Consider the following 20,041-nt stretch of genomic DNA (forward strand, 5'->3'; position numbering starts at 1 on the left):
CAAACTCAATCGAAACCGAGGAACTCGAACAGATCGCGGTCCTTCATGGGGATCGCCGCGCAGGGCTCGCCCCCGGCCCAGAGCGTCTCGGCGAGCCGCATGTACTCGGCGGTCACGGCGTCGAGTTCCGGCGAGGATTCCATCTCGAACAGGGTCGACTTCTTCAGTCGCGAGCGGCGGACGATGTCGAGGTCGGGGAAGTGGGCGAGCCGCTTCAGGCCGACCGCGTCGTTGAACCGGTCGATCTCGTCGGTCTTGGCCGAGCGGTTGGCGATGACGCCGCCGAGCCGCACCGGATAGTTCTTCGCCTTGGCGTGGATCGCCGCCACGATCCGGTTCATCGCGAAGATCGAGTCGAAGTCGTTGGCGGTGACGATCAGCGCCCGGTCGGCGTGCTGGAGCGGCGAGGCGAAGCCGCCGCAGACCACGTCGCCCAGCACGTCGAACACCACGACGTCGGTGTCTTCCAGGAGGTGGTGCTCCTTCAGGAGCTTCACCGTCTGGCCGACCACGTAGCCGCCGCAGCCGGTCCCGGCGGGCGGGCCGCCGGCCTCGACGCACATCACGCCGTTGTAGCCCTCGACCACGAAATCCTCGACCCGCAGCTCCTCCGAGTGGAAGTTCACCGCCTCGAGCGCGTCGATCACCGTGGGGGCGAGGCGCTTGGTCAGCGTGAAGGTCGAGTCGTGCTTGGGGTCGCAGCCGATCTGCAGCACCCGCTTGCCGAGCTTCGAGAACGCCACCGACAGGTTCGACGAGGTGGTCGACTTGCCGATCCCGCCCTTGCCGTAGACCGCGAAGACCTTGGCGGTGTCGATCTTCAGGTCCGGATCGAGTTCGACTTGAACGCTCCCCTCTTCTTTCCGGGCGAGGACGGGATTGCGGATCGCGATGTTCATGCGGCCACTCCTGTGGTGACGCCTTCCAGACGGTCTTCCAGTTCCTCCTCGGCCCGATCGAGGGCGTCACGCATCTCTGCGTCGGGGGTCCAGAAGCCGCGGCGGTGCGCCTCGATCAGCCTTTGGGCGACCTTGGCGGATGCGGTGGGGTTGAGGGCTGCCATGCGCTCGCGCATGGCGGGGTCGAGCACGTAGGTCTCGGTGATCCGCTGGTAGATCCAGGGCTGGACCGCGTTGGCGGTGGCCGACCAGCCGACCGTGTTGGTGAGATGCGTCTCGATCTGGCGGACGCCCTCGTAGCCGTGGCCAAGCAGGCTTTCGTACCATTTCGGGTTGAGCATCCGGGTGCGCGTCTCCAGCGCCACCTGCTCCTCCAGGGAGCGGACGCGCCCCTCCCCGCGGGTCTGGTCGCTGATGTAGATCGGCACCGACTCGCCCTTGGCCCGGGCCACCGCCCGGCCCATGCCGCCGAGCCCGTCGAAGTAGTGATCGACCGAGGTGACGCCGACCTCGACCGAGTCGAGGTTCTGGTAGGCCATGTCGACGGAAGCCAGCACCGCCTGCATCAGGGCCCGCTGCGGCGCCGGGCGGCCGTTGCGGCCATACGCGAAGCTCTTGCGGCGCGAGAAGGTCTCGCAGAGTTCCGCGTCGTCGTCCCAATTGCCCGAATCGACCAAGTGGTTGACGTTGGCCCCGTAGGCACCCTCGGCGTTGGAGAACACGCGGAGCGCCGCGGTCTCCAGATCGCAGCCGTGCTCGGCCTGGATCGCCAGGGCGTGCTTGCGGACGTAGTTTGTTTCGAGGGGCTCGTCGGCCGTGGCGGCGAGGAAAGAGGCTTCCGCCAGGAGCTTGGTCTGGAGCGGCAGCAGATCGCGAAAGATGCCCGAGAGGGTGACCACCGCGTCGATCCGCGGGCGGCCGAGGGTTTCCAGCGGGATCAGCTCCGCGCCGCTCAAGCGGCCGTAGCCGTCGAAGCGGGGCTTCGCGCCGATCAGCGCCAGCGCTTGGGCGATCGGGCCGCCCTCGCTCTTGAGGTTGTCGGTGCCCCACAGGACCAGGGCGACGCTCTCCGGGCAGGGTTTCCCGTCCGCCGCGAAGCGTTCGAGGATGCGGGTCACCTGCCGGGCGCCGTCGGCCACCGCGAAGGCGGAGGGCAGGCGGTAGGGATCGAACCCGTGGATGTTGCGGCCGGTCGGCAGGATCGCGGGGTTGCGCAGCAGGTCGCCGCCCGCCACCGGCGGCACGAAGCGGCCGTCCAGCGCCCGCAGCAGCGCCGGAACCTCGTGGTCGCGGGCCAGCAGCCGGTCGGTCTCGGCGAGGCTCGCGAAGGCGGCCCGGGTCTCGGCATCCGCCGGCAGCCCGGAGGCCGCGATGACCGCCTCGATCCCTGCACCGTCGACCAGCGCGGCGATCCCGGCCCGCTCCGGCACCAGGCCGTGCGAGGCCTCCGCCAAAGCGAGCAGCATGTCGATCCGCTCTTCCGCCGGCATACCGTCGCCGACCACGTGCAGCCCGTGCGGGATCAGGGTCTGTTCCAGCTCCTGCACGGCCGACCAGAGGTCGCCGACCCGGGCGCCGAGGTCGCCGGTCCAGGCCGGCGTGGCGGCCACGAGATCGAGGGCCGCGCCCTGCTCCTGGATCAGGCTGGCCAGGGTGCCGCGCTCGGCTATCGCGGCGAGATCGAGGCCGCGCCAGCGCTCGATCGAGCTCTTGAGGTCGATCAGCCCGCGATAGAGGCCGGCCGCCGCAAGACTCGGGGTCAGGTAGGACACCAGCGTCGCGGCCGAGCGGCGCTTGGCCAGCGTCCCCTCGGACGGGTTGTTGGCGGCGTAGAGATAGATATTGGGCAGGGCCCCGATCAGCCGCTCCGGCCAGCAGGCCTCGGACAGGCCGGTCTGTTTGCCGGGCATGAATTCGAGCGCCCCGTGGGTGCCGAAATGCAGCACGGCGTCGGCGGCGAAATCCTCGCGCAGGTAGCGGTAGAAGGCCGAGAACGCGTGGGTCGGCGCGAAGCCGCGCTCGAACAGCAGCCGCATCGGGTCGCCCTCGTAGCCGAAGGCGGGCTGGACGCCGACGAAGACGTTGCCGAACTGGGCGCCGAGCACGAACAGGTCGGCGCCGTTGGTCTGGTGGCGGCCGGGCGCCGGGCCCCACTGGGCCTCGATCTCGGCGAGGTAGGTCTCGCGGCGCAGGTGGTCCTCGGCCGGGATGCGGGCGTGGACGTTGGCCTGGGTGCCGTAGCGCGTGGCATTGCCCTCCAGGATCGCCGTGCGCAGGGCATCGACGCTCTCGGGCACCGCAACGGCATAGCCGTCGGCCGCCAGACCCTTCAGGGTGTTGAGCAGCGAGGCGTAGACCGACAGGAACGCGGCCGTCCCGGTGGCGCCGGCATTGGGCGGGAAGTTGAACAGCACCACGGCGAGCTTGCGCGCGGCCTTCGGGGTCCGGCGCAGCGAGACCAGCTGCGCGACCCGCTCGGCGAGGCGCGCGGCCCGCTCCGGGTGGACCCGCATGTCCCGGGCGTTGTCGCTGCCCGAGGCCGAGGAGCGGCCGCCGAACACCATCGGGGCGGTGGCGCCGTCGAGTTCGGGGATCGCGACCATCATGGTCGCCTCGACCGGCGACAGGCCGCGGTCGCCCGATTCCCACTGCTCCAGGGTCTGGAATTCCAGCGCCTGGGCGGCGAGGTAGGGCACGTCGAGCTGGGCCAGCATCGCCTCGGCGGCGGCGGCGTCGTTGTAGGCGGGGCCGCCGACCAGCGAGAAGCCGGTGAGCGAGACCAGCGCGTCGATGCCGGCGCGCCCATCCTTCATGAAGAAGGCGTCCACGGCCGGGCGGTTGTCGAGGCCGCTGGCGAAGGCCGGCACCACGTCGAGGCCCTGGGCCTCCAGGGCCGCGATGACGCCGTCGTAATGGGCGGTGTTGCCGGCCAGCACGTAGCTGCGCATCACCAGCAGGCCGACGCGGCCCCGGGTGCCGGCTTGGCGCGGGAGGCGCGCCAGGTCGGCGCCGATCCGGCCGGGCAGGCGCGGATGGTAGAGGCCGGTCTCGGGATAATCGAGGGGCGCCGGCGCCGCCGGGCCCTCGCGCCAGGCGGCGCGCTCGCCCGCCGCGTAGCGATGGACCAGGAAGCGCACCAGGGCGGAGACGTTCTCGTCCGAGCCGGCGAGCCAGTATTGCAGGGTCAGGAAATAGGCGCGCACGTCCTGGGCCGAGCCCGGGATGAAGCGCAGGATCTTCGGCAGCTTGCGCACCAGAGCCATCTGCCGGCCGGCATTGCCCTGCTGGCCCGGCTTGCCGCGCAGCTTCTTCAGGAAGTCGAGGGCGCTGCGCTTGTTGCCGCTCATGTCGAAGCGGCCGAGCTTCGTGGTCTTCACGACCTCGCCGGCCGAGAGGCAGCCGACCATCGCGTCGCAGGCGTCGCGCCGCGCGGCCAGCGCCGGCAGGATCGCCCGGACATGCTCGTCCATGAACAGCATGGCCGAGAGCACGATGTCGGCGCTGGCGATGTCGGCCCGGCAATCGTCGAGGGCGGCGGGGTTGTTGTCCCACTCGGCCGCCGCGTGGAAGCCCAGGACCAGCCCCGGCATCTCGGTGCGGAGCCGCAGGCGCGCCCGCTCGACCGCGCTCGCGAGGTGATTGTCGAGGGTGACGATCACGACGCGGATCGGCGGCCGGCGCTGTGACGCGCCTGCCTTGGCCGGGCCGGCATTGTGGCCGGCGGAGTGCGCTCTAGCGGCCATAATGCGCCTTGGCGTCGTAGAGGGTTTCAAGGGTGATGAGCGGCAATTGCCGCTCACGGGCGAATCGCTCCGTGTTGGTGCGCGCCTTGCCGCGCACGAAGAACGGGATCTTTTTCAGTTCTTTCTCGGCCTCGGGCGCCCAGGGGGCGACCGCCACCGCGACAGGATGGTCGAGATGGATCGGCGCCGGCGCAGCCTCGGGTGCGGGCGCGGTTGCTGGCGCGGCCTGAGGCGCCGACGCGGCGACCGGCGTGCCGCCGAGATGCGAGGGGCCGACGCCGTCGTGGAATTCCGGATCCTCCCGGAACATGCCCAGCAGGTGCTCTTCGAGGCCCATCATCAGCGGGTGGACCAGGGTGTCGAACAGGACGTTGGCGCCCTCGAACCCCATCTGCGGGGCGTAGCGGGCCGGGAAATCCTGGACGTGGATCGGCGCGGAGATCACCGCGCAGGGGATGCCGAGCCGCTTGGCGACGTGGCGCTCCATCTGCGTGCCGAGCACCAGTTCGGGCGCCGCCGCGCGGATCGCCGCCTCGACATCGAGGTAATCGTCGGTGATCAGCGCTTCGAGACCGAGTTCGGCCGCCTCGGCGCGGACCTCCCGGGCGAATTCGCGGCTGTAGGTGCCGAGCCCGACGACCTGGAAGCCGAGTTCCCGGGCGGCGATCCGGGCGAGGCCGATCGCGTGCGTGGCATCCCCGAACACGAAGACGCGCTTGCCGGTCAGGTAGGTCGAATCGACCGAGCGGCTGTACCAGGGCAGGCGCGAGCCGGGGCCATCCAGAACCGGTGCCGGATCGAGGCCGGCGAGGCCCGCCACCTCCTCGACGAACCGGCGGGTGCCGCCGACGCCGATCGGCACGACGTGCGTGAACGGCTGCCCAAAACTCTTCTTCAGGTACTCCGCGGCGGAGCGCGCGGTCTCGGGATAGAGCACGACGTTGAAGTCGGCGTCCTTGAGCCGGCCGAGATCGGCGGGCGAGGCGCCGAGCGGCGCGACCACGTTCACGTCGATCCCGAGCGAATCGAGCAGCCGGCGGATCTCGATCAGGTCGTCCCGGTGGCGGAAGCCGAGCGCCGTGGGTCCCAGGATGTTGCAGAGCGGGCGCCGCCCAGGCTCCCGCGCGGCGCGCGCACCGGGGGCTCCGGCGAGAGCCCGGACGAGCCGATAGAAGGTCTCGGAGGCGCCCCAGTTTTCCTTCTTCTGGTAGGCCGGCAGCTCCAGGGGAATCACCGGGATCGGCAGGTTGAGTGCCTTGGCGAGCCCGCCCGGATCGTCCTGAATCAGCTCGGCGGTGCAGGAGGCGCCGACGATCATCGCCTGCGGCTGGAACCGCGCGTAGGCGGCCGAGACCGAGGTCTTGAACAGCTCGGCGGTGTCGCGGCCGAGATCCTGCGCCCGGAAGGTCGTGTAGGTGACGGGCGGGCGGGCATCGCGCCGCTCGATCATCGTGAACAGCAGGTCGGCGTAGGTGTCGCCCTGCGGCGCGTGCAGCACGTAGTGGAGGCCGGTCATCGCCGTGGCGATGCGCATCGCGCCGATATGGGGTGGGCCTTCGTAGGTCCAGAGGGTCAGCTGCATGGCGCTACACCTCCAGCAGGGCGCGGCGCCGGAGCGGGCGCGCGAACAATTCGGCGAGGTCGCCGGCCTGCTCGTAGCCCTGGACGGGCGTGAACAGCAGCTCGATCGACCACTTGGTCGACAACCCCTCGGCCTCCAGCGGGTTGGCGAGGCCGAGGCCGCAGACCGTGAGGTCCGGCCGGGCCGCGCGGCAGCGGTCCATCTGGTCGTCGAGGCTCTGGCCTTCCGTCACCCGCGTGCCCGCGGGAAGCCACTCGATCTCGGCGGCCAGATGCCCCCGGTGCAGGTAGGGGGTCCCGACTTCCACGAGCGCTGCGCCGAGTTCCCGCGCCAGGAACCGGGCGAGCGGCACCTCCAATTGCGAATCGGGGAAGAAAAACACCCGCTTGCCGCCGAGTTCTTCGCGCAGCGGCGCCAGCGCGGTCTCGGCGCGGGCGCGGCCCGGTGCGGTCGCGGCCTCGAACGCTTCGTCCGAGACGCCGAACGCCTCGGCGGCGGCGCGCAGCCAGCCGGTGGTGCCTTCGGCGCCGAGCGGGAACGGGGCCGCGAGGCGGCGGGCGCCGCGCTCCTCGAGGGCGCGGGCGGTGTCGGCCAGGAACGGCTGGGCCAGCAGATAGCGTGTGCCACGGCCGACCGCCGGCATCGCGCCGGCCCGGCGGGCGGGCAGGAACCGGACATCCGCGATCCCCATCGCGGCGAAGATCCGAAGGAACTGGTCCTCGACCACGTCGGCCAGGGCGCCGACCACGAGGAGCGACGGCGCGGCCGTGTCGATCGCGCGAGGCAGGTCCGGCACGAGGGCGGCGAGGCAGGCATCCTCACCCTGCGTAAAGGTCGTCTCGATGCCGGAGCCCGAATAGTTCAGCACCCGCACGGGATTCAAGCGCCCCGACAGGCGCTGGGCCGCCCGGGACAGGTCGAGCTTGATCACCTCGGACGGGCAGGAACCCACGAGGAACAGCAGCTTGATGTCCGGCCGGCGCTCGATCAGCCGGGTCACGACCCGGTCGAGTTCCTCGTTGGCATCGGCGATGCCGGCGAGGTCGCGCTCGTCGATGATCGCGGTGGCGAATCGCGGCTCGGTGAAGATCATCACCCCGGCCGCCGACTGGATCAGGTGCGCGCAGGTGCGCGAGCCGACCACGAGGAAGAACGCGTCCTGGATCTTCCGGTGCAGCCAGACGATGCCGGTGAGTCCGCAGAACACCGCGCGCTGGCCGTGTTCCTGATGCAGGTCGATGCCGCCGCAGGCGGTCGGGGGCGGGACCGGCGCGTTCACGACAGCGCCTCCGCGAGGTGCGGCGGCCGGCGGCCGGGATTGCCCTGGAGCCGGGCGGCCCGCAGCTTCAGCACGAACTGGCCGGCATTGATCACGTAGGTGGCGTAGGCGGCGAGCGCCAGAATCAGCAGCGCTTGGCCTCCGAGGGCGTCCGTGGCGAGCGCGGCGAGGTAGGCCGTGTGGAGCGCCAGCACCAGCATGCTGACCACGTCCTCCCAGAAGAAGGCCGGCGCGAACAGGAAGCGGCCGAACACGACCTTCTCCCAGATCGAGCCGGTGATCATGATCGCGTAGAGCGCCAGGGTCTTCACCACGACCGAGATCTCGGCGGCGGCGACGGCCTCGCCGGTCGCCAGTGCGCGCAGCACCAGCACGAGGCTCGCCAGGAAGATCACGAATTGGAGAGGTGCCAGCACGCCCTGCACCAAGGTCCAGGGGGATGCGTCGCGCCGGTGCCGCTCGGCAGGCGTGTAGAGCGGTCGTGCCGGTCGGGCCTCGTGACCCATGCATCCGCCCCCCTGATCTCGGCGGCGCCTAGGGCTCCGTCGTTGTCAGAGGCTAGGGCGGGGGCCCCCAAAGTGTCAAGTGCGCTTGACGTTCTCTGGGCGTGACATAGGCAGAAGACGTTTTTCTTGGTCTTAGATCATTGCCAAGTTCGTCAAGAAGCGTATCGTCTGGACCCACGGCGACGCGCCGGTGACTTGGCCTATCGAGTCCCGCGCAAGACAAAGACGAAGAATAGACGGGCGAGTAATCCCGCACCCGAAGACGCGAGCGGAGCTGCCGGTTCCTCGGGCCGGGGCCGTTTCAGGGAGGGTGCCGATGGGACACTGGAGGCATTTCGGCGAGCGTTTGGAACTGGGACCGATCGCAGCTGGCTGCGGCACGGTCAGCGACGTTTCGCCGGTCTTCCGCGATAAGCCCCGCGTGCGGTCCGAGGCGCCGCGCCCGCGGCCGGATGCCCTCGCCCGGGTGATCGAGGGCGAGATCCTCCCCCGGCTGATGCTGGCCCACCGCCCCGGCGCCGGGCGCCGGTCGCCGGCCGACCGGGCGGTGACGCCGCAGGAAATCGCCGCCTTCAGTGCCCTCCTCCTCGGTCCCGGCCCGGTGGATCTCGATGCCGAGATCGCGGTCCTGCGGGATGGCGGCCTGCCGCTGGCGCGTCTGCTCCTCGATCTGCTCGCCCCGGCGGCCCGGCACCTCGGGGCCCTGTGGGAGGAGGATGCCTGCGATTTCCTGGCCGTGACCGAGGGCCTCGGGCGGCTGCAGGCCATCAGCCGGCACCTCTGCCTGGAGCTCGAGATCGAATCGGCTCCGATCGGCGGCCGCAGCGTGCTGCTCCTGCCCTGCCCCGGAGAGACGCACCGATTCGGCCTGTCGATCGTCGCGAGCTTCTTCCGGGAGGCCGGCTGGTACGTAACCACGGCGGTTCCGGCGCCCGGCCTCGATCCCCTCGCGCTCCTGGCGACCGACTGGTTCGAGGTGGTCGGCCTGTCGCTCTCCTCCGACGTGCTCCTGCCCGTCCTGTCGGCCACGGTGGCCGAGGTGCGGCGCGCCTCGCGGAACCCGGGGGTGCGCGTGCTGGTCGGGGGCCCCTATTTCACACGCCACGGCGGTGAGGCCGGCCTCGTGGGGGCCGACGCCTGCGCGCTCGACGGGTGCTCGGCACCCGCCGCCGCGGAAGCTTTGCTGGACAGGCAGGCATTGGCCTGTTGAAAGGGTTGTCATCCACCTTCATCACATCTCGGTGACCGTGACGCTTCAGCCGCACCTCATCTCCTCGGGATCACCCGCGGTGCTGGACCAGGTCGCCGGCCACCTCAACGGCGAGGCGGTCGGGCGCATCGTCGCGGCATCCTCCGATGTCTCGCTCGTGATCGACGCCGAGGGCGTGATCCGCGACGCATCGATCGGGACGGATCTCGAGGCGGAGAATATCCCTGGGTGGCTGGGCCGACGCTGGGTCGACACCGTGACGGTCGAGAGCAGGCCCAAGGTCGACGCCCTGCTGCGCGACGCCCGGCCGGAGGGCATCACCCGCTGGCGCCAGATCAACCACCCCTCCCCCAGCGGGATCGACCTGCCGATCCGCTACGCCTCGATCCGCCCGGCCGAGGGCGGCCCGATCCTGGTGCTCGGGCGCGACATGCGGGCGGTGGCCGGTCTCCAGCGCCGCCTGATGGAGACCCAGCAGGCGCTGGAGCGGGATTACGAGCGCCTGCGCGCGGTCGAGACGCGCTACCGGCTCCTGTTCCAGATCTCCGGCGAGCCGGTGCTGGTGGTCGATGCCGGAACCCGGCGGGTCGCCGAGGCGAACCCGTCCGCCGCGCGGCTGCTCGGTCGTCCGGCCAAGCGGGTCGCCGGCCAGGACGTGGTCGAACTGTTCGAGGCCAGCAGCACGCGGGCCCTGGAGGCGCAGTTCGCCGCCCTGCGGGCGACCGGGCAGGCCGGGGAGATCCGGGCCGCCCTGCCGCACGGGCGCGGCGAGGTCTCCGTCTCGGTCTCGCTGTTCCGGGGTGAGGGCGGTGCCAGCGCCCTGATGCGGCTCGTGGCCGATCCGGCCGCCGCCGAGGCCGGCTCCGGTCAGGAGGTGCCGACCCAGGCGGTGATCGAGGCGATGCCCGAGGGCTTCGTGGTCACCGACGCGAGCCGGCGGATCCTGACCGCCAATGCCGCCTTCCTGGAACTGACCCAGCTCGCCACCGAGGGGCAGGTTCGCGGACGCACCGTGGATCATTGGCTCGGCCGCGACGAGACCGAGGCGCAGGCCCTGTTCGCGACCCTGGGCGATCACGGCGTGGTGCGGCGCTTCGCGACGGTCATCCGCGGTGCCTATGGCGGCCTGGAAGATGTCGAGGTCGCGGCCGTTTCGGTGGCGGGCGCCCGCCCCTGCCTGGGCTTCGCGATCCGCCCGGCCCCGCGCCGGATTCCCGAAGGGCGATTCGGCGGGGGGCGGGAGGTGCCGCGCTCGGTCGAGCAGATGGCGGAGCTGGTCGGCCGGGTCTCGATGAAGACGCTGGTGCGCGAGACCACCGACCTGATCGAGAAGCTCTGCATCGAGGCGGCCCTGCGCATCACCCGGGACAATCGGGCCTCGGCCGCCGAGATGCTGGGGCTGAGCCGGCAAGGCCTCTACGCCAAGATGCGCCGCTACGGCGTCGGCGATCTCGACGGGCCGGTCGAGGCGGATTGAGCCGGTCCGACACGTTTTCCCGACGACACGGCGCTAGGCGGGATAGGCTAGCGACGTGGTTCGGCGCGTTCGCGATCCCGCTCCGAGGCCGAGCAATCGCCGCCTGAGCGGGGATGCGGCGCGTTCCGGAGGCGGATTGCGTGCCTCCGGTACACACGCGTCGGTCCAGTGCGGCAGCGTGTATTATCGCCATCCGGATGTATTCGCCCGACAAACATCGCGCACATTCCGCCGCACTCTGTAAATCTGGCTTGACACTTCGGCGGGCCCCGGTAGCCTCCCGCCATGGCCGCTACGCCCGCCCCGAGCGCAGTCATCGAGCTGCTGAAGCCGCTGACGTGGTTCGCACCGATGTGGGCGTTCGCCTGCGGGGTGATCTCGTCGGGCCAGCCGGCCAGCGGCCAGTGGCCGGTGATCGCCGCCGGGGTGCTGCTGGCCGGGCCGCTGGTCTGCGCGACCAGCCAGGCTACGAACGACTGGTTCGACCGCCATGTCGATGCGATCAACGAACCGAACCGGCCGATTCCCTCCGGGCGGATCCCGGGCCGCTGGGGGCTCTATCTCGCGCTCGCCTGGACCGGGCTGTCGCTGGTGGTGGCCGCCGCGCTCGGACCCTGGATCCTCGGGGCCGCTTTGTTCGGGCTGGTGCTCGCCTGGATCTACTCGGCGCCCCCCGTCCGGCTGAAGCGCAACGGCTGGTGGGGCAACGCCGCGGTGGCGCTCTGCTATGAGGGGCTGCCCTGGTTCACCGGCGCCGCCGTGATGGCCGCCGCCCTGCCGGACCGGCGGGTGCTGCTGGTGGCACTCCTCTACGCGGCCGGCGCCCACGGCATCATGACGCTCAACGATTTCAAGTCGGTCGAGGGCGACCGGCGCATGGGCCTGCTGTCGCTGCCGGTGCAGATGGGCACCGGGCGCGCGGCGCGCTTCGCGTGCCTGGTCATGGCCCTGCCGCAGGTCGCCGTCATCGCGCTCCTCGTCGGCTGGGAGCGGTACTGGCATGCCGGCCTCGTGGCGGCGCTGCTCGCCGGCCAACTCGCCCTGATGGTCCGGTTCCTCGACAATCCCCGGGAGCGGGCGGTCTGGTACAACGGCACCGGCACCACCCTCTACGTCCTCGGCATGCTGGTCGCCGCCTTCGCGCTGCGGCCCCTGGTGGGAGGGGCGTGATGGGCATTTCGGATCGGATCGCGCCTGAGGCGACCCTCGGCTGGCCCCAGATCGTCCGCCTCGGCCTCGTCCAGACCGCTCTGGGCAGCGTCGTCGTGCTGATGACCGCCACGCTCAACCGGGTGATGGTGGTGGAACTGGCTCTGCCCGCCTTCGTGCCCGGTCTGCTGGTCGCCCTGCACTACGCCGTGCAGGTGCTGCGTCCGCGCTGGGGCTACGGCTCCGATCGCAGCGGCCGGCGCACCCCCTGGATCGTCGGCGGCATGGCCGCCCTCTGCCTCGGTGGGTTCGGGGCCGCCTGCGGCACCGCGCTGGCCGCCGACAATCTCGCTTTGGGGCTGGCGCTGGCCGCCCTCTCGTTCCTGTGCGTCGGGATGGGGGTCGGCGCCGCAGGAACCGCGCTCCTGGTCCTGCTGTCGGGGGGCGTCGCGCCGGCCCGGCGGGGGGCTGCCGCCACCATCGTCTGGGTGATGATGATCGTCGGCTTCGCGCTCACGGCGCCGCTGGCCGGCCATTTCCTCGATCCGTTCTCCGGCCTGCGGCTCGTGGCCGTGTCGGGCACGGTCTCGCTCATCGCCCTCTGCGTCGCCGCCCTGGCAGTCGCCGGTGTCGAGCGTCGCCTGCCGGTCCGTGCGCCGGAGCCCGCGGAGGCGCGCCGTCCGTTCTTCACCGTGCTCGCCCAGGTGCTGGCCGATCCGGTGGCCCGGACCTTCACGATCTTCGTCTTCGTCTCGATGCTGGCCTACAGCGCCCAGGAGCTGATCCTGGAGCCCTATGCCGGGCTCGTCTTCGCCATGAGCCCCGGCGCCACCACCAAGCTCGCCGGACTCCAGCATGGCGGCGTGCTCGCCGGGATGCTGCTGGTGGCGGGGGTAACGCTCGCCGCCCGCGGCACCCCCCTCGCCTCCTTGAGGCTCTGGATCGCGCTCGGCTGCGCCGGCTCGGCCGCCGCCCTGTTCGCCCTGGCGAGCGGCGCGGCTTCGGGCGCGGACTTTCCCTTGCGCGAGACGGTGTTCGCCCTCGGCGTCGGCAACGGCGCCTACGCGGTCGCCGCGATCGGCTCGATGATGGCGCTGGCCGGCCGCGGCGACGCGCGGGAGCGCGGCACCCGGATGGGCGTCTGGGGCGCCGCGCAGGGCGTCGCCTTCGGGGCCGGCGGTTTTCTCGGTGCGGTCTCGGTCGATGCCGTCCGGCTCGTCACAGCCGAGCCGGTCCAGGCCTACGCGGCGGTGTTCGCCGCGGAAGGATTGCTGTTCCTCGTCGCGGTCGTCCTGGCGGTGCGGCTCGAATCCACTCCGGCACCGGGCGCGGTTTCGCTCGATCCTGCCTTCAGCGCGCGGTGAGGCCATGGCACAGTTGGATGATGGCGGCCCGGTGAACCCCCTCTCCCCGCACGCGGGGAGAGGGGGGGAGCCGCTCTACGACGTCGTCGTGGTCGGCGGCGGCCCGGCCGGAGCCACGGCGGCGACCGACCTCGCCCGGGCTGGACACACGGTGCTGCTCCTCGACAAACCCGGCCGGATCAAGCCCTGCGGCGGCGCGATCCCGCCCCGGCTGATCCGCGACTTCGCGATCCCCGATTCGCTGCTCGTCGCGAAGATCCGCGCCGCCCGCATGGTGGCGCCGAGCGGCAAGGCCGTCGACATGCCGGTCGGCGAGGGCTTCGTCGGTATGGTCGACCGCGAGCAGTTCGACCCCTGGCTGCGCGCCCGCGCGGAACAGGCCGGTGCCGAGCTGCGCGAGGCCGCCTACGAGAAGATCACCCGGTCGGACGAGGGGTCGGCCCGCATCCATTTCAGTACCGGCGCCGGCGAGTCCCTCGCCCGCCACACCGTCCGGGCGCGGCTCGTCATCGGCGCCGACGGGGCCTGCTCGCCGGTCGGCCGGGCCGAGGTTCCGGGCCATGCCAAGATGCGGCAGGTCTTCGCCTATCACGAGATCCTCCGGGTGCCGGAGGCCGGCGCCCCCGGGGCCGATTCGGTCGATGCCGCCCGGTGCGACGTCTACTATCAGGGCCGCCACTCGCCCGACTTCTACAGCTGGATCTTTCCGCACGGGGACAGGCTGAGCATCGGCACCGGCAGCGCGAAGAAGGGGTTTTCCCTGCGCTCCTCGATCCGGGCCTTGCGCGTGGCGACCAACCTCGATGGGGCCGAGACCATCCGCCGGGAAGGGGCACCGCTGCCGCTCAAGCCCCTGAAGCGCTGGGACAACGGCCGCGACGTGCTGCTGGCCGGCGATGCCGCCGGCGTGGTCGCGCCGGCCTCCGGCGAGGGGATCTACTACGCCATGCTGGGCGGCCGGCTTTCGGCCGAGGCGGCTGTGGCCTTCCTGAAGACCGGCGACGCCAAGGCCCTCGCGGGTGCGCGCAAGGCGTTCATGAAGCTGCACGGGCGCGTGTTCTGGATCCTCGGGATGATGCAGTGGGTCTGGTACCGCAGCGACGGCCTGCGCGAACGCTTCGTCTCGATCTGCCGGGACAAGGATGTCCAGCAGCTCACCTGGGACAGCTACATGAACAAGGAGCTGGTCCGGGCCAAGCCCGCCGCCCATGCGCGGATCTTCTTCAAGGACCTCGCGCACCTGTTCCGCTGGGTCTCGCCATGATGTTCTTGGGACTCGACGCCGGCTGGGGACCGGCTGCCGTCGCGGCCGTCGCCGCAATACTGGTGGCGCTCGCCGGCGGCCTCGCGACCCGGACGGATGCGTGGTACCGGCGCCTGCGGGTGCCGGCCTGGAAGCCGCCGGACTGGGCCTTCGGGCCGGTCTGGACCGTCATCTTCCTGCTCACCACCATCGCCGCCGTGATGGTCTGGAACGCCGATCCCGACCCGGCTGCCCGGGGCGTGCTGCTCGCCGCCTACGCGGTGAACGGGCTGCTCAACATCGCCTGGAGCGTGCTGTTCTTCCGGTTCCGCCGGCCGGACTGGGCCCTCGCCGAGGTCGCGGCCCTGTGGCTGTCCATCGCCGTGCTGGTGCTGGTGACAGGCCGGATCTCGGTCGCGGCCGGGCTCATGAACCTGCCGTATCTCGCTTGGGTCAGCGTCGCCGCTTGCCTGAACCTTCGGATCGTGCGCCTCAACGCACCCTTCGGCCAAGCTGCGTGATGGAGGCGCTGCTCGCGTCTTGGTTCGCGTCCGGCCGGATCGTCGACGGCATCCTGCTGCTCGTCGGCGCCGAGGCGCTGATCCTCGCCTGGCTCAGCCGCCGGGGTGGGCCGCCGCTGCCGTCGTTGCTGGCCAATCTCGCCTCCGGGGCCGCCCTGATGCTGGCCCTGCGGTCGGCCCTGGTCGGGGCCGGCTGGATGGCGGTCGCCGGGTGGATGCTCGCCGGGCTCGTGGCTCACCTCGCCGATCTCGGCCTGCGCTTCCGGGCGCCCACGGCACAACGCCGCAGTCCGGGTCACAAGCCGGCCTAGGCCGGAACAACGCAGCAAACGGCCGCGTTCACGCGCGTCACCGGCTTGTAAGAACTCTAAAGTCCACCCCGGGAGAGGATGCCATGAAGCGCACGAATGCCCTCTCCCCCGGCTGGGCCCATACCCCTGTCCTGGCTGCTCCTGTCCTGGCTGCCCCGATCCTGGCGGGCCTGCTTCTCGCGACGCCCGCTCTGGCGCAGGACGGGTCGTCCGACCCGGTCGAGCGCGGCAAGTACCTCGTCACGATGGGCGATTGCGCGGCCTGCCACACGGCGCCGGGCGGCAAGTATCTCGCCGGCAACTACGCCCTGAACATGCCGTTTGGCGTGATCATGACGCCCAACCTGACCCCCGACAAGGATACGGGCCTCGGCAACTGGAGCTACGACGACTTCGAGAAGGCGTTCCGGCACGGCTACAGCAAGAACGTCGGCTATCTCTACCCGGCCTTCCCGTTCGGCTGGTTCACCAAGGTTACCGACGACGACACCAAGGCGATCTGGGCCTATCTGCAATCGGTTCCGGCGGTGAACGAGAAGCGCCAGGACAGCCAGATCCCGTTCCCGTTCAACGTCCGCACCGCTTTGGTGACGTGGCGGACCGCGTTCTTCACCGAGGAGCGCTTCAAGCCCGATCCGAACGCCAGCGCCGAGGTCAACCGCGGCGGCTACCTCGTCGAGGGGCTCGGCCACTGCGCCATGTGCCACAACGAGAACAAGCTCGTCGGCAACTCGAGCTTCGCGGGCCGGTTCGGCGGCGGCGTGATCGATGGCTGGTACGCCCCCAACATCACGCCGGACGGCCACCAGGGCATCGGCGCCTGGACCGACGAGCAGGTGGTGACCTACCTCAAGACCGGCACCGCCCCGGGCGACCGGCCGGGCGTCGCCGCCGGCCCGATGCGCCAGACCATCATGGAATCCCTCTCCAAGGTGAAGGAGGAGGATCTGAAGGCCATGGTGGCCTATCTGCGCACCGTGCCCGCCAAGCAAACCTACAAGCCCAAGGACCTCGCGGCGTTCGACACGGCCGGGGCGCCGGGCGCCTCGACCTATCTGACCTACTGCTCATCCTGCCACCAGCCCGATGGCAAGGGCCTTCAGGGCGCCGTGCCGGCGCTGGCCGGCAACACTTCGGTGATGTCGGACGGCCCCGAGACGGTGCTGCGGGTGATCTATGGCGGCCTCGCCGCTCAGAGCGGCCTCGCCCCGATGGTGGCGATCGGCCAGCAGATGACCGATGTCGAGGTGCGGAACGTCACCGACTACATCCGCAATTCCTGGGGCAACAAGGCCCCGGTCGTGACCGGCGACAAAGCCTCCGAGGCGCGCGCCGCCACCCGGACCATGCTGTCCGGCACGGCGCCGTGCGCGGAGATCGAGCAGGATCAGCTCAAGTCCGCCTTCGACCAGATCGGTGTGCAGAACACTCTCAAGGGCCTGAAGCAGCAGGATTTCGTGCCGACGCTGGTCCGTCTGGTGCCGCAGATCAAGGGCGCCGCGGCGGGGGCCAACGACGATGACGTGGTCAACGCCCTGACGACCGCGTTCTGCAAGGTCGGGCGCGACGATCCGCAATATGCCAATCCGAGCTGGCCGGCGGTGATCGGCACTTTCGCCAACGTCGCCTACAGCCAGGTGAAGAACCCGGAGAAGCAGGCGGTGAACGTGCCGGCCGCCACCACGCCGCCGACCAGCAAGCCGTGAGGCCGAGGTCGGCGCAGGTCAGGTCTGCGCGACTTGGCCGAAGCTGGCCACGGGCCTGACCGCGACCGGGAGGCTTTGCGTCATGACGAGGGCGAGCCGGACCGCGTCGCGGACGGCCTCGTGCTTCAGCATCGAGACCGGTGGGGCGCTGGGGCCGGCCGCGTTCATCAGGGTCGGTAAGCCGCTCTCGCACATCCACCCCAGAAGGTTGTCGATCCGAGCCTCGACGGTCAGGTCCGCATCGACCGCGGCGTCGGAGAGACCACGGCGCTCGCGTTCGCCGTTGACCTGCTCCGCGGGACCCAGGAAATGCTGGCCGATATCCTCCAGGGTCGTCGTCCGCTGGAAGGGGGATACGGAGAGCCTGGGAGCTCATCGACCATGCGGCTGTAGATCGGAAGCGCCGCCTCTTGGGAGGTGCGAAGGAACAGCACGGTGCGCGCGGGAGATGAGGGCATCGGTCCTGCCTCTCGTGTTCGGGGAATGGATTATCAGGAGACGAAACGCGTTCTGCAGCCAACCTGCCGATCGCGATAGGTCCGGGGAACTCCAGCCGTGAGCCGGGTCAAGCCGCTGCTGAAGATAGTTTCGTTCGATATCCCCATCAGCCATCGAGGACATTTTTTCCTGTGTCGATACGCGAATAAGTTATCTAGCAAATCGTTACGCGGATATGGGAAAACTGCCGACCCAATCGAGACGTGACTTTAGCCAATTCTATTTCTTATGGCCTCGGCGACACAATGGGTGCGGCCGACCGCTTGGTATTGGGTGCAGGCGTTGGCGAGGTGATGTTCAACAGTTCTCCTCGATATGGGTAGAATAATATAAATGTCTCAGGCTGTCTTTCTGGCGGCCGACCATTTCAAGCATTCCACTTCGCGGGCTGTCAGGTCACCCCGCGTCCGCCCATTCGGCTCGGCCTGCGAGTGGGGATGCGTGATCGCCGTCGCCGTGGAGGCGGCGTAGATCGCGATCATGTGCAGGGCGGCTTGCTCGTCGGCTGAGAGTTCGAGGCGTGCGCCGCCGAAGCTGATGCAGGCCTCGCTGCCATCGTGCTGATGGAACGGGACGCAGAAACCCTGGCGCAGCCCGAACACGCGCGCTTTGTCCATGACGACGCGGCCTTCGGTCTGGCCGGTGGTCGCCTCATGCCAGAAGAAGGGATCGATAACGCCCTTCAGGTGCCTCAGAACGGGATCGACGTCGATGAAGCCTTTGGCTTGGTAACGCCGCTCCCCCTCGCGCGGCCAACCTGAGAGCAAAGTGCAATCCCGAAGGATTTGCCTCTGTGATCGCGGCAGAAAACCCAGTACGAATGCGCCGTATCCAAATATTGTTTTATGAAAATTGGACTCATTCTAGACATCGTCCAAGTATTATGATCGGTATATCTTGTCCGGAATATCGAACGTGGTTTGACGAATGCTCGTCATTGGCGTATGATTTCGTTGTTTGAATCGCTAGTATGTCTCAGTTGATACATGCAGGGCAGATTGATGGCATTCGTAGAATTGTAGTGGGGATATTATCAGAAAAATAAAATTCTTTAGACGGAGAATCGACATGTCTACGAAACGATTGACCTTAAGTTTACTTCAGAAGATCGCGGCGGCGAACGGAACCGATATCGACGCTTTTCTTGGGCCCCGCCGAAGATCGGATCGGGACGGCAATTCGCAGCGCCGCGGCATCTATGAGCGCGTTGCGATGCTGCTTCGCGTCGTCCGAGTCTATCAGGCTCTTCCCGGCTTCGAGAGCCGCCGTCGCGCACTCTGGATGATGGAGGCGATGGCAGCGCGTGCGAAGGGTATGCCCGGCGAAGGCCCGTAATCGGGGGCAGCGCGTCTGTCCTTCGCCGCGGAGGGCGCTCCGGTAGGCGGCTGTAGCGGCCCCGGGAGCAGAAAGCGCCTTTCCCCTAAGTGCTCCGGGAACGGACACGATCGCGCTTCGTTTGAGCGTGACTCCCTCAAGACCCTAGCCCCGGAGTGGCCGTGTCCAGCCTGATCCGCATCCTGCTCGCGATCTTCATCCCGCCGGTCGCGGTTCTCGTCACCACCGGCTTCGGCCTGCAGTTCCTGCTGAACATCCTGCTCTGGATCCTCGGCTGGCTTCCGGGCACTATTCACGCTCTGTGGTTGATGAATCGCGACCGGCCGCTGCTCTGAAGCCACAAGCAGGCCGGCGGCGTGTGGCGCTGAGTGCCTAGCCTCGTCGATCCGGGGCGATTCGCGATCGAACTGTTCGTGGACGTAACGCCGTCGCGGCCGACATCGCGGATGTCCGGCCCGGGAGCACCTGATGCCGACCGAACTCGTCACGATCCGGACGCGCGACGGCGATTGCCGGGCGTACGTCGTCACGCCGGACGGCCCAGGGCCGTGGCCGGCGGTGATCTTCTACATGGATGCCGGCGGCATCCGCCCGGCGATGCGCGACATGGCCGAGCAGCTCGCCGCGGCCGGCATCGTCGTCCTGCTGCCGGACCTCTTCTACCGCTACGGTCCGTACGGCCCGTTCGTGCCCAAGGAGGTGTTCAAGGGCGACTTCCGCGCCATCCTCGGCCCGTTGATGGCTACGACCGGGAACGACAAGGCCGCCGCGGATACGGAGGCCTTCCTCGCCTACCTCGACACGCGCGGCGACATCGCGGGCCGCGGAATCGGTGCGGTCGGATTCTGCATGGGCGGCGGCATGGCGCTGGCTTCGGCCGGAACCTACCCGGACCGGTTCGCGGCCGCCGCGAGCTTTCACGGCGGCAATCTTGCGACCGACGCCCCGACGAGCCCTCACCTGTTCGCGCCGAAGTTGAAGGCGGAGCTCTACATCGGCGCGGCGGAGAACGACGGCAGCTACCCGCCCGCGATGGCCGAGCGCCTGGAGAAGGCGCTGACGGAGGCCGGCGTTCGGTTCACCGCCGAGACGTATCCCGCAGCGCATGGCTGGATGATGCCGGACTTCCCGGTCTACGACCCCGTCGCGGCCGAGCGGGGCTGGGGCGCGCTGCGCGACCTGTTCCGCCGGACCCTGCGCGCCGGCCCGTGACGGTGA

18 protein-coding genes are annotated in these 20,041 nt (G+C 69.8%); 11 read left to right on the forward strand and 7 right to left on the reverse strand.

Annotation, left to right across the window (positions count from 1 at the left end; genetic code table 11):
- Positions 1 to 5: 5 nt before the first annotated feature.
- The 5 genes from bchL to bchF are packed head-to-tail and all read right to left on the reverse strand — an operon-like array spanning position 6 to position 8,009.
- On the reverse strand, positions 6 to 899 hold the full coding sequence (gene bchL / locus MKK63_RS06470) for a ferredoxin:protochlorophyllide reductase (ATP-dependent) iron-sulfur ATP-binding protein (protein WP_243999841.1): 894 nt from the start codon (positions 897 to 899) through the stop codon (positions 6 to 8).
- Positions 896 to 4,642, reverse strand: a complete 3,747-nt coding sequence (locus MKK63_RS06475; protein WP_243999842.1) for a magnesium chelatase subunit H — start codon at positions 4,640 to 4,642, stop codon at positions 896 to 898. Before MKK63_RS06475 ends, bchL begins: the two co-directional genes overlap by 4 nt.
- Positions 4,632 to 6,224: a ferredoxin:protochlorophyllide reductase (ATP-dependent) subunit B gene (gene bchB / locus MKK63_RS06480; RefSeq protein WP_243999844.1), complete on the reverse strand. Its 1,593-nt coding sequence runs from the start codon at positions 6,222 to 6,224 to the stop codon at positions 4,632 to 4,634. The genes MKK63_RS06475 and bchB overlap by 11 nt, the downstream gene beginning before the upstream one ends.
- Before the next feature lie 4 nt (positions 6,225 to 6,228).
- On the reverse strand, positions 6,229 to 7,503 hold the full coding sequence (locus MKK63_RS06485; protein ID WP_243999846.1) for a ferredoxin:protochlorophyllide reductase (ATP-dependent) subunit N: 1,275 nt from the start codon (positions 7,501 to 7,503) through the stop codon (positions 6,229 to 6,231).
- Positions 7,500 to 8,009: a 2-vinyl bacteriochlorophyllide hydratase gene (gene bchF, locus MKK63_RS06490; RefSeq protein WP_243999849.1), complete on the reverse strand. Its 510-nt coding sequence runs from the start codon at positions 8,007 to 8,009 to the stop codon at positions 7,500 to 7,502. The genes MKK63_RS06485 and bchF overlap by 4 nt, the downstream gene beginning before the upstream one ends.
- Positions 8,010 to 8,325: 316 nt before the next feature.
- Between bchF and MKK63_RS06495 the strand changes: the two genes are divergently transcribed.
- From MKK63_RS06495 to MKK63_RS06530, 8 genes are all read left to right on the forward strand, one after another.
- Complete coding sequence (locus MKK63_RS06495; RefSeq protein WP_243999851.1) at positions 8,326 to 9,219, forward strand: B12-binding domain-containing protein; 894 nt, start codon at positions 8,326 to 8,328, stop codon at positions 9,217 to 9,219.
- A 31-nt stretch (positions 9,220 to 9,250) separates the two neighbouring features.
- Positions 9,251 to 10,696, forward strand: coding sequence for a transcriptional regulator PpsR (gene ppsR / locus MKK63_RS06500; protein WP_409564477.1), 1,446 nt, complete (start codon positions 9,251 to 9,253; stop codon positions 10,694 to 10,696).
- Between the two features lie 285 nt (positions 10,697 to 10,981).
- Positions 10,982 to 11,866 carry a chlorophyll synthase ChlG gene (gene chlG / locus MKK63_RS06505; RefSeq protein WP_243999855.1) on the forward strand — a complete coding sequence of 295 codons (885 nt, stop codon included), beginning with the start codon at positions 10,982 to 10,984 and terminating at the stop codon, positions 11,864 to 11,866.
- A complete protein-coding gene (locus MKK63_RS06510) occupies positions 11,866 to 13,209 on the forward strand; it encodes a BCD family MFS transporter (protein WP_243999857.1) in 1,344 nt (447 codons plus the stop codon). Before chlG ends, MKK63_RS06510 begins: the two co-directional genes overlap by 1 nt.
- Before the next feature lie 4 nt (positions 13,210 to 13,213).
- Entirely contained in the window at positions 13,214 to 14,473 is a 1,260-nt protein-coding gene (locus tag MKK63_RS06515; RefSeq protein WP_243999859.1) for a geranylgeranyl diphosphate reductase, read from the forward strand.
- Positions 14,473 to 14,973: a TspO/MBR family protein gene (locus MKK63_RS06520; protein ID WP_243999930.1), complete on the forward strand. Its 501-nt coding sequence runs from the start codon at positions 14,473 to 14,475 to the stop codon at positions 14,971 to 14,973. The genes MKK63_RS06515 and MKK63_RS06520 overlap by 1 nt, the downstream gene beginning before the upstream one ends.
- Positions 14,973 to 15,284, forward strand: a complete 312-nt coding sequence (locus tag MKK63_RS06525) for a hypothetical protein (RefSeq protein WP_243999861.1) — start codon at positions 14,973 to 14,975, stop codon at positions 15,282 to 15,284. Before MKK63_RS06520 ends, MKK63_RS06525 begins: the two co-directional genes overlap by 1 nt.
- A gap of 83 nt (positions 15,285 to 15,367) precedes the next feature.
- Entirely contained in the window at positions 15,368 to 16,990 is a 1,623-nt protein-coding gene (locus MKK63_RS06530) for a c-type cytochrome (protein ID WP_243999863.1), read from the forward strand.
- Positions 16,991 to 17,008: 18 nt separating this feature from the next.
- Here the strand turns inward: MKK63_RS06530 and MKK63_RS06535 are convergent, their stop codons facing one another.
- Positions 17,009 to 17,158 carry a hypothetical protein gene (locus tag MKK63_RS06535; RefSeq protein ID WP_243999865.1) on the reverse strand — a complete coding sequence of 50 codons (150 nt, stop codon included), beginning with the start codon at positions 17,156 to 17,158 and terminating at the stop codon, positions 17,009 to 17,011.
- 668 nt (positions 17,159 to 17,826) lie between these two features.
- Complete coding sequence (locus tag MKK63_RS06540) at positions 17,827 to 18,327, reverse strand: autoinducer binding domain-containing protein (RefSeq protein ID WP_313901752.1); 501 nt, start codon at positions 18,325 to 18,327, stop codon at positions 17,827 to 17,829.
- Between the two features lie 229 nt (positions 18,328 to 18,556).
- Between MKK63_RS06540 and MKK63_RS06545 the strand changes: the two genes are divergently transcribed.
- The 3 genes from MKK63_RS06545 to MKK63_RS06555 all read left to right on the forward strand — a co-directional run bounded on the left by MKK63_RS06545 (position 18,557) and on the right by MKK63_RS06555 (position 20,035).
- Positions 18,557 to 18,823 carry a hypothetical protein gene (locus tag MKK63_RS06545; RefSeq protein ID WP_243999867.1) on the forward strand — a complete coding sequence of 89 codons (267 nt, stop codon included), beginning with the start codon at positions 18,557 to 18,559 and terminating at the stop codon, positions 18,821 to 18,823.
- 161 nt (positions 18,824 to 18,984) lie between these two features.
- Complete coding sequence (locus tag MKK63_RS06550; protein ID WP_243999869.1) at positions 18,985 to 19,158, forward strand: YqaE/Pmp3 family membrane protein; 174 nt, start codon at positions 18,985 to 18,987, stop codon at positions 19,156 to 19,158.
- Between the two features lie 133 nt (positions 19,159 to 19,291).
- Positions 19,292 to 20,035 (forward strand): dienelactone hydrolase family protein, encoded by a 744-nt coding sequence (locus MKK63_RS06555; protein ID WP_243999871.1) that lies wholly within the window; start codon positions 19,292 to 19,294, stop codon positions 20,033 to 20,035.
- Positions 20,036 to 20,041: the final 6 nt, after the last annotated feature.

The sequence above is a fragment of the Methylobacterium sp. J-088 genome (assembly GCF_022829295.1).
Lineage (GTDB): Bacteria > Pseudomonadota > Alphaproteobacteria > Rhizobiales > Beijerinckiaceae > Methylobacterium.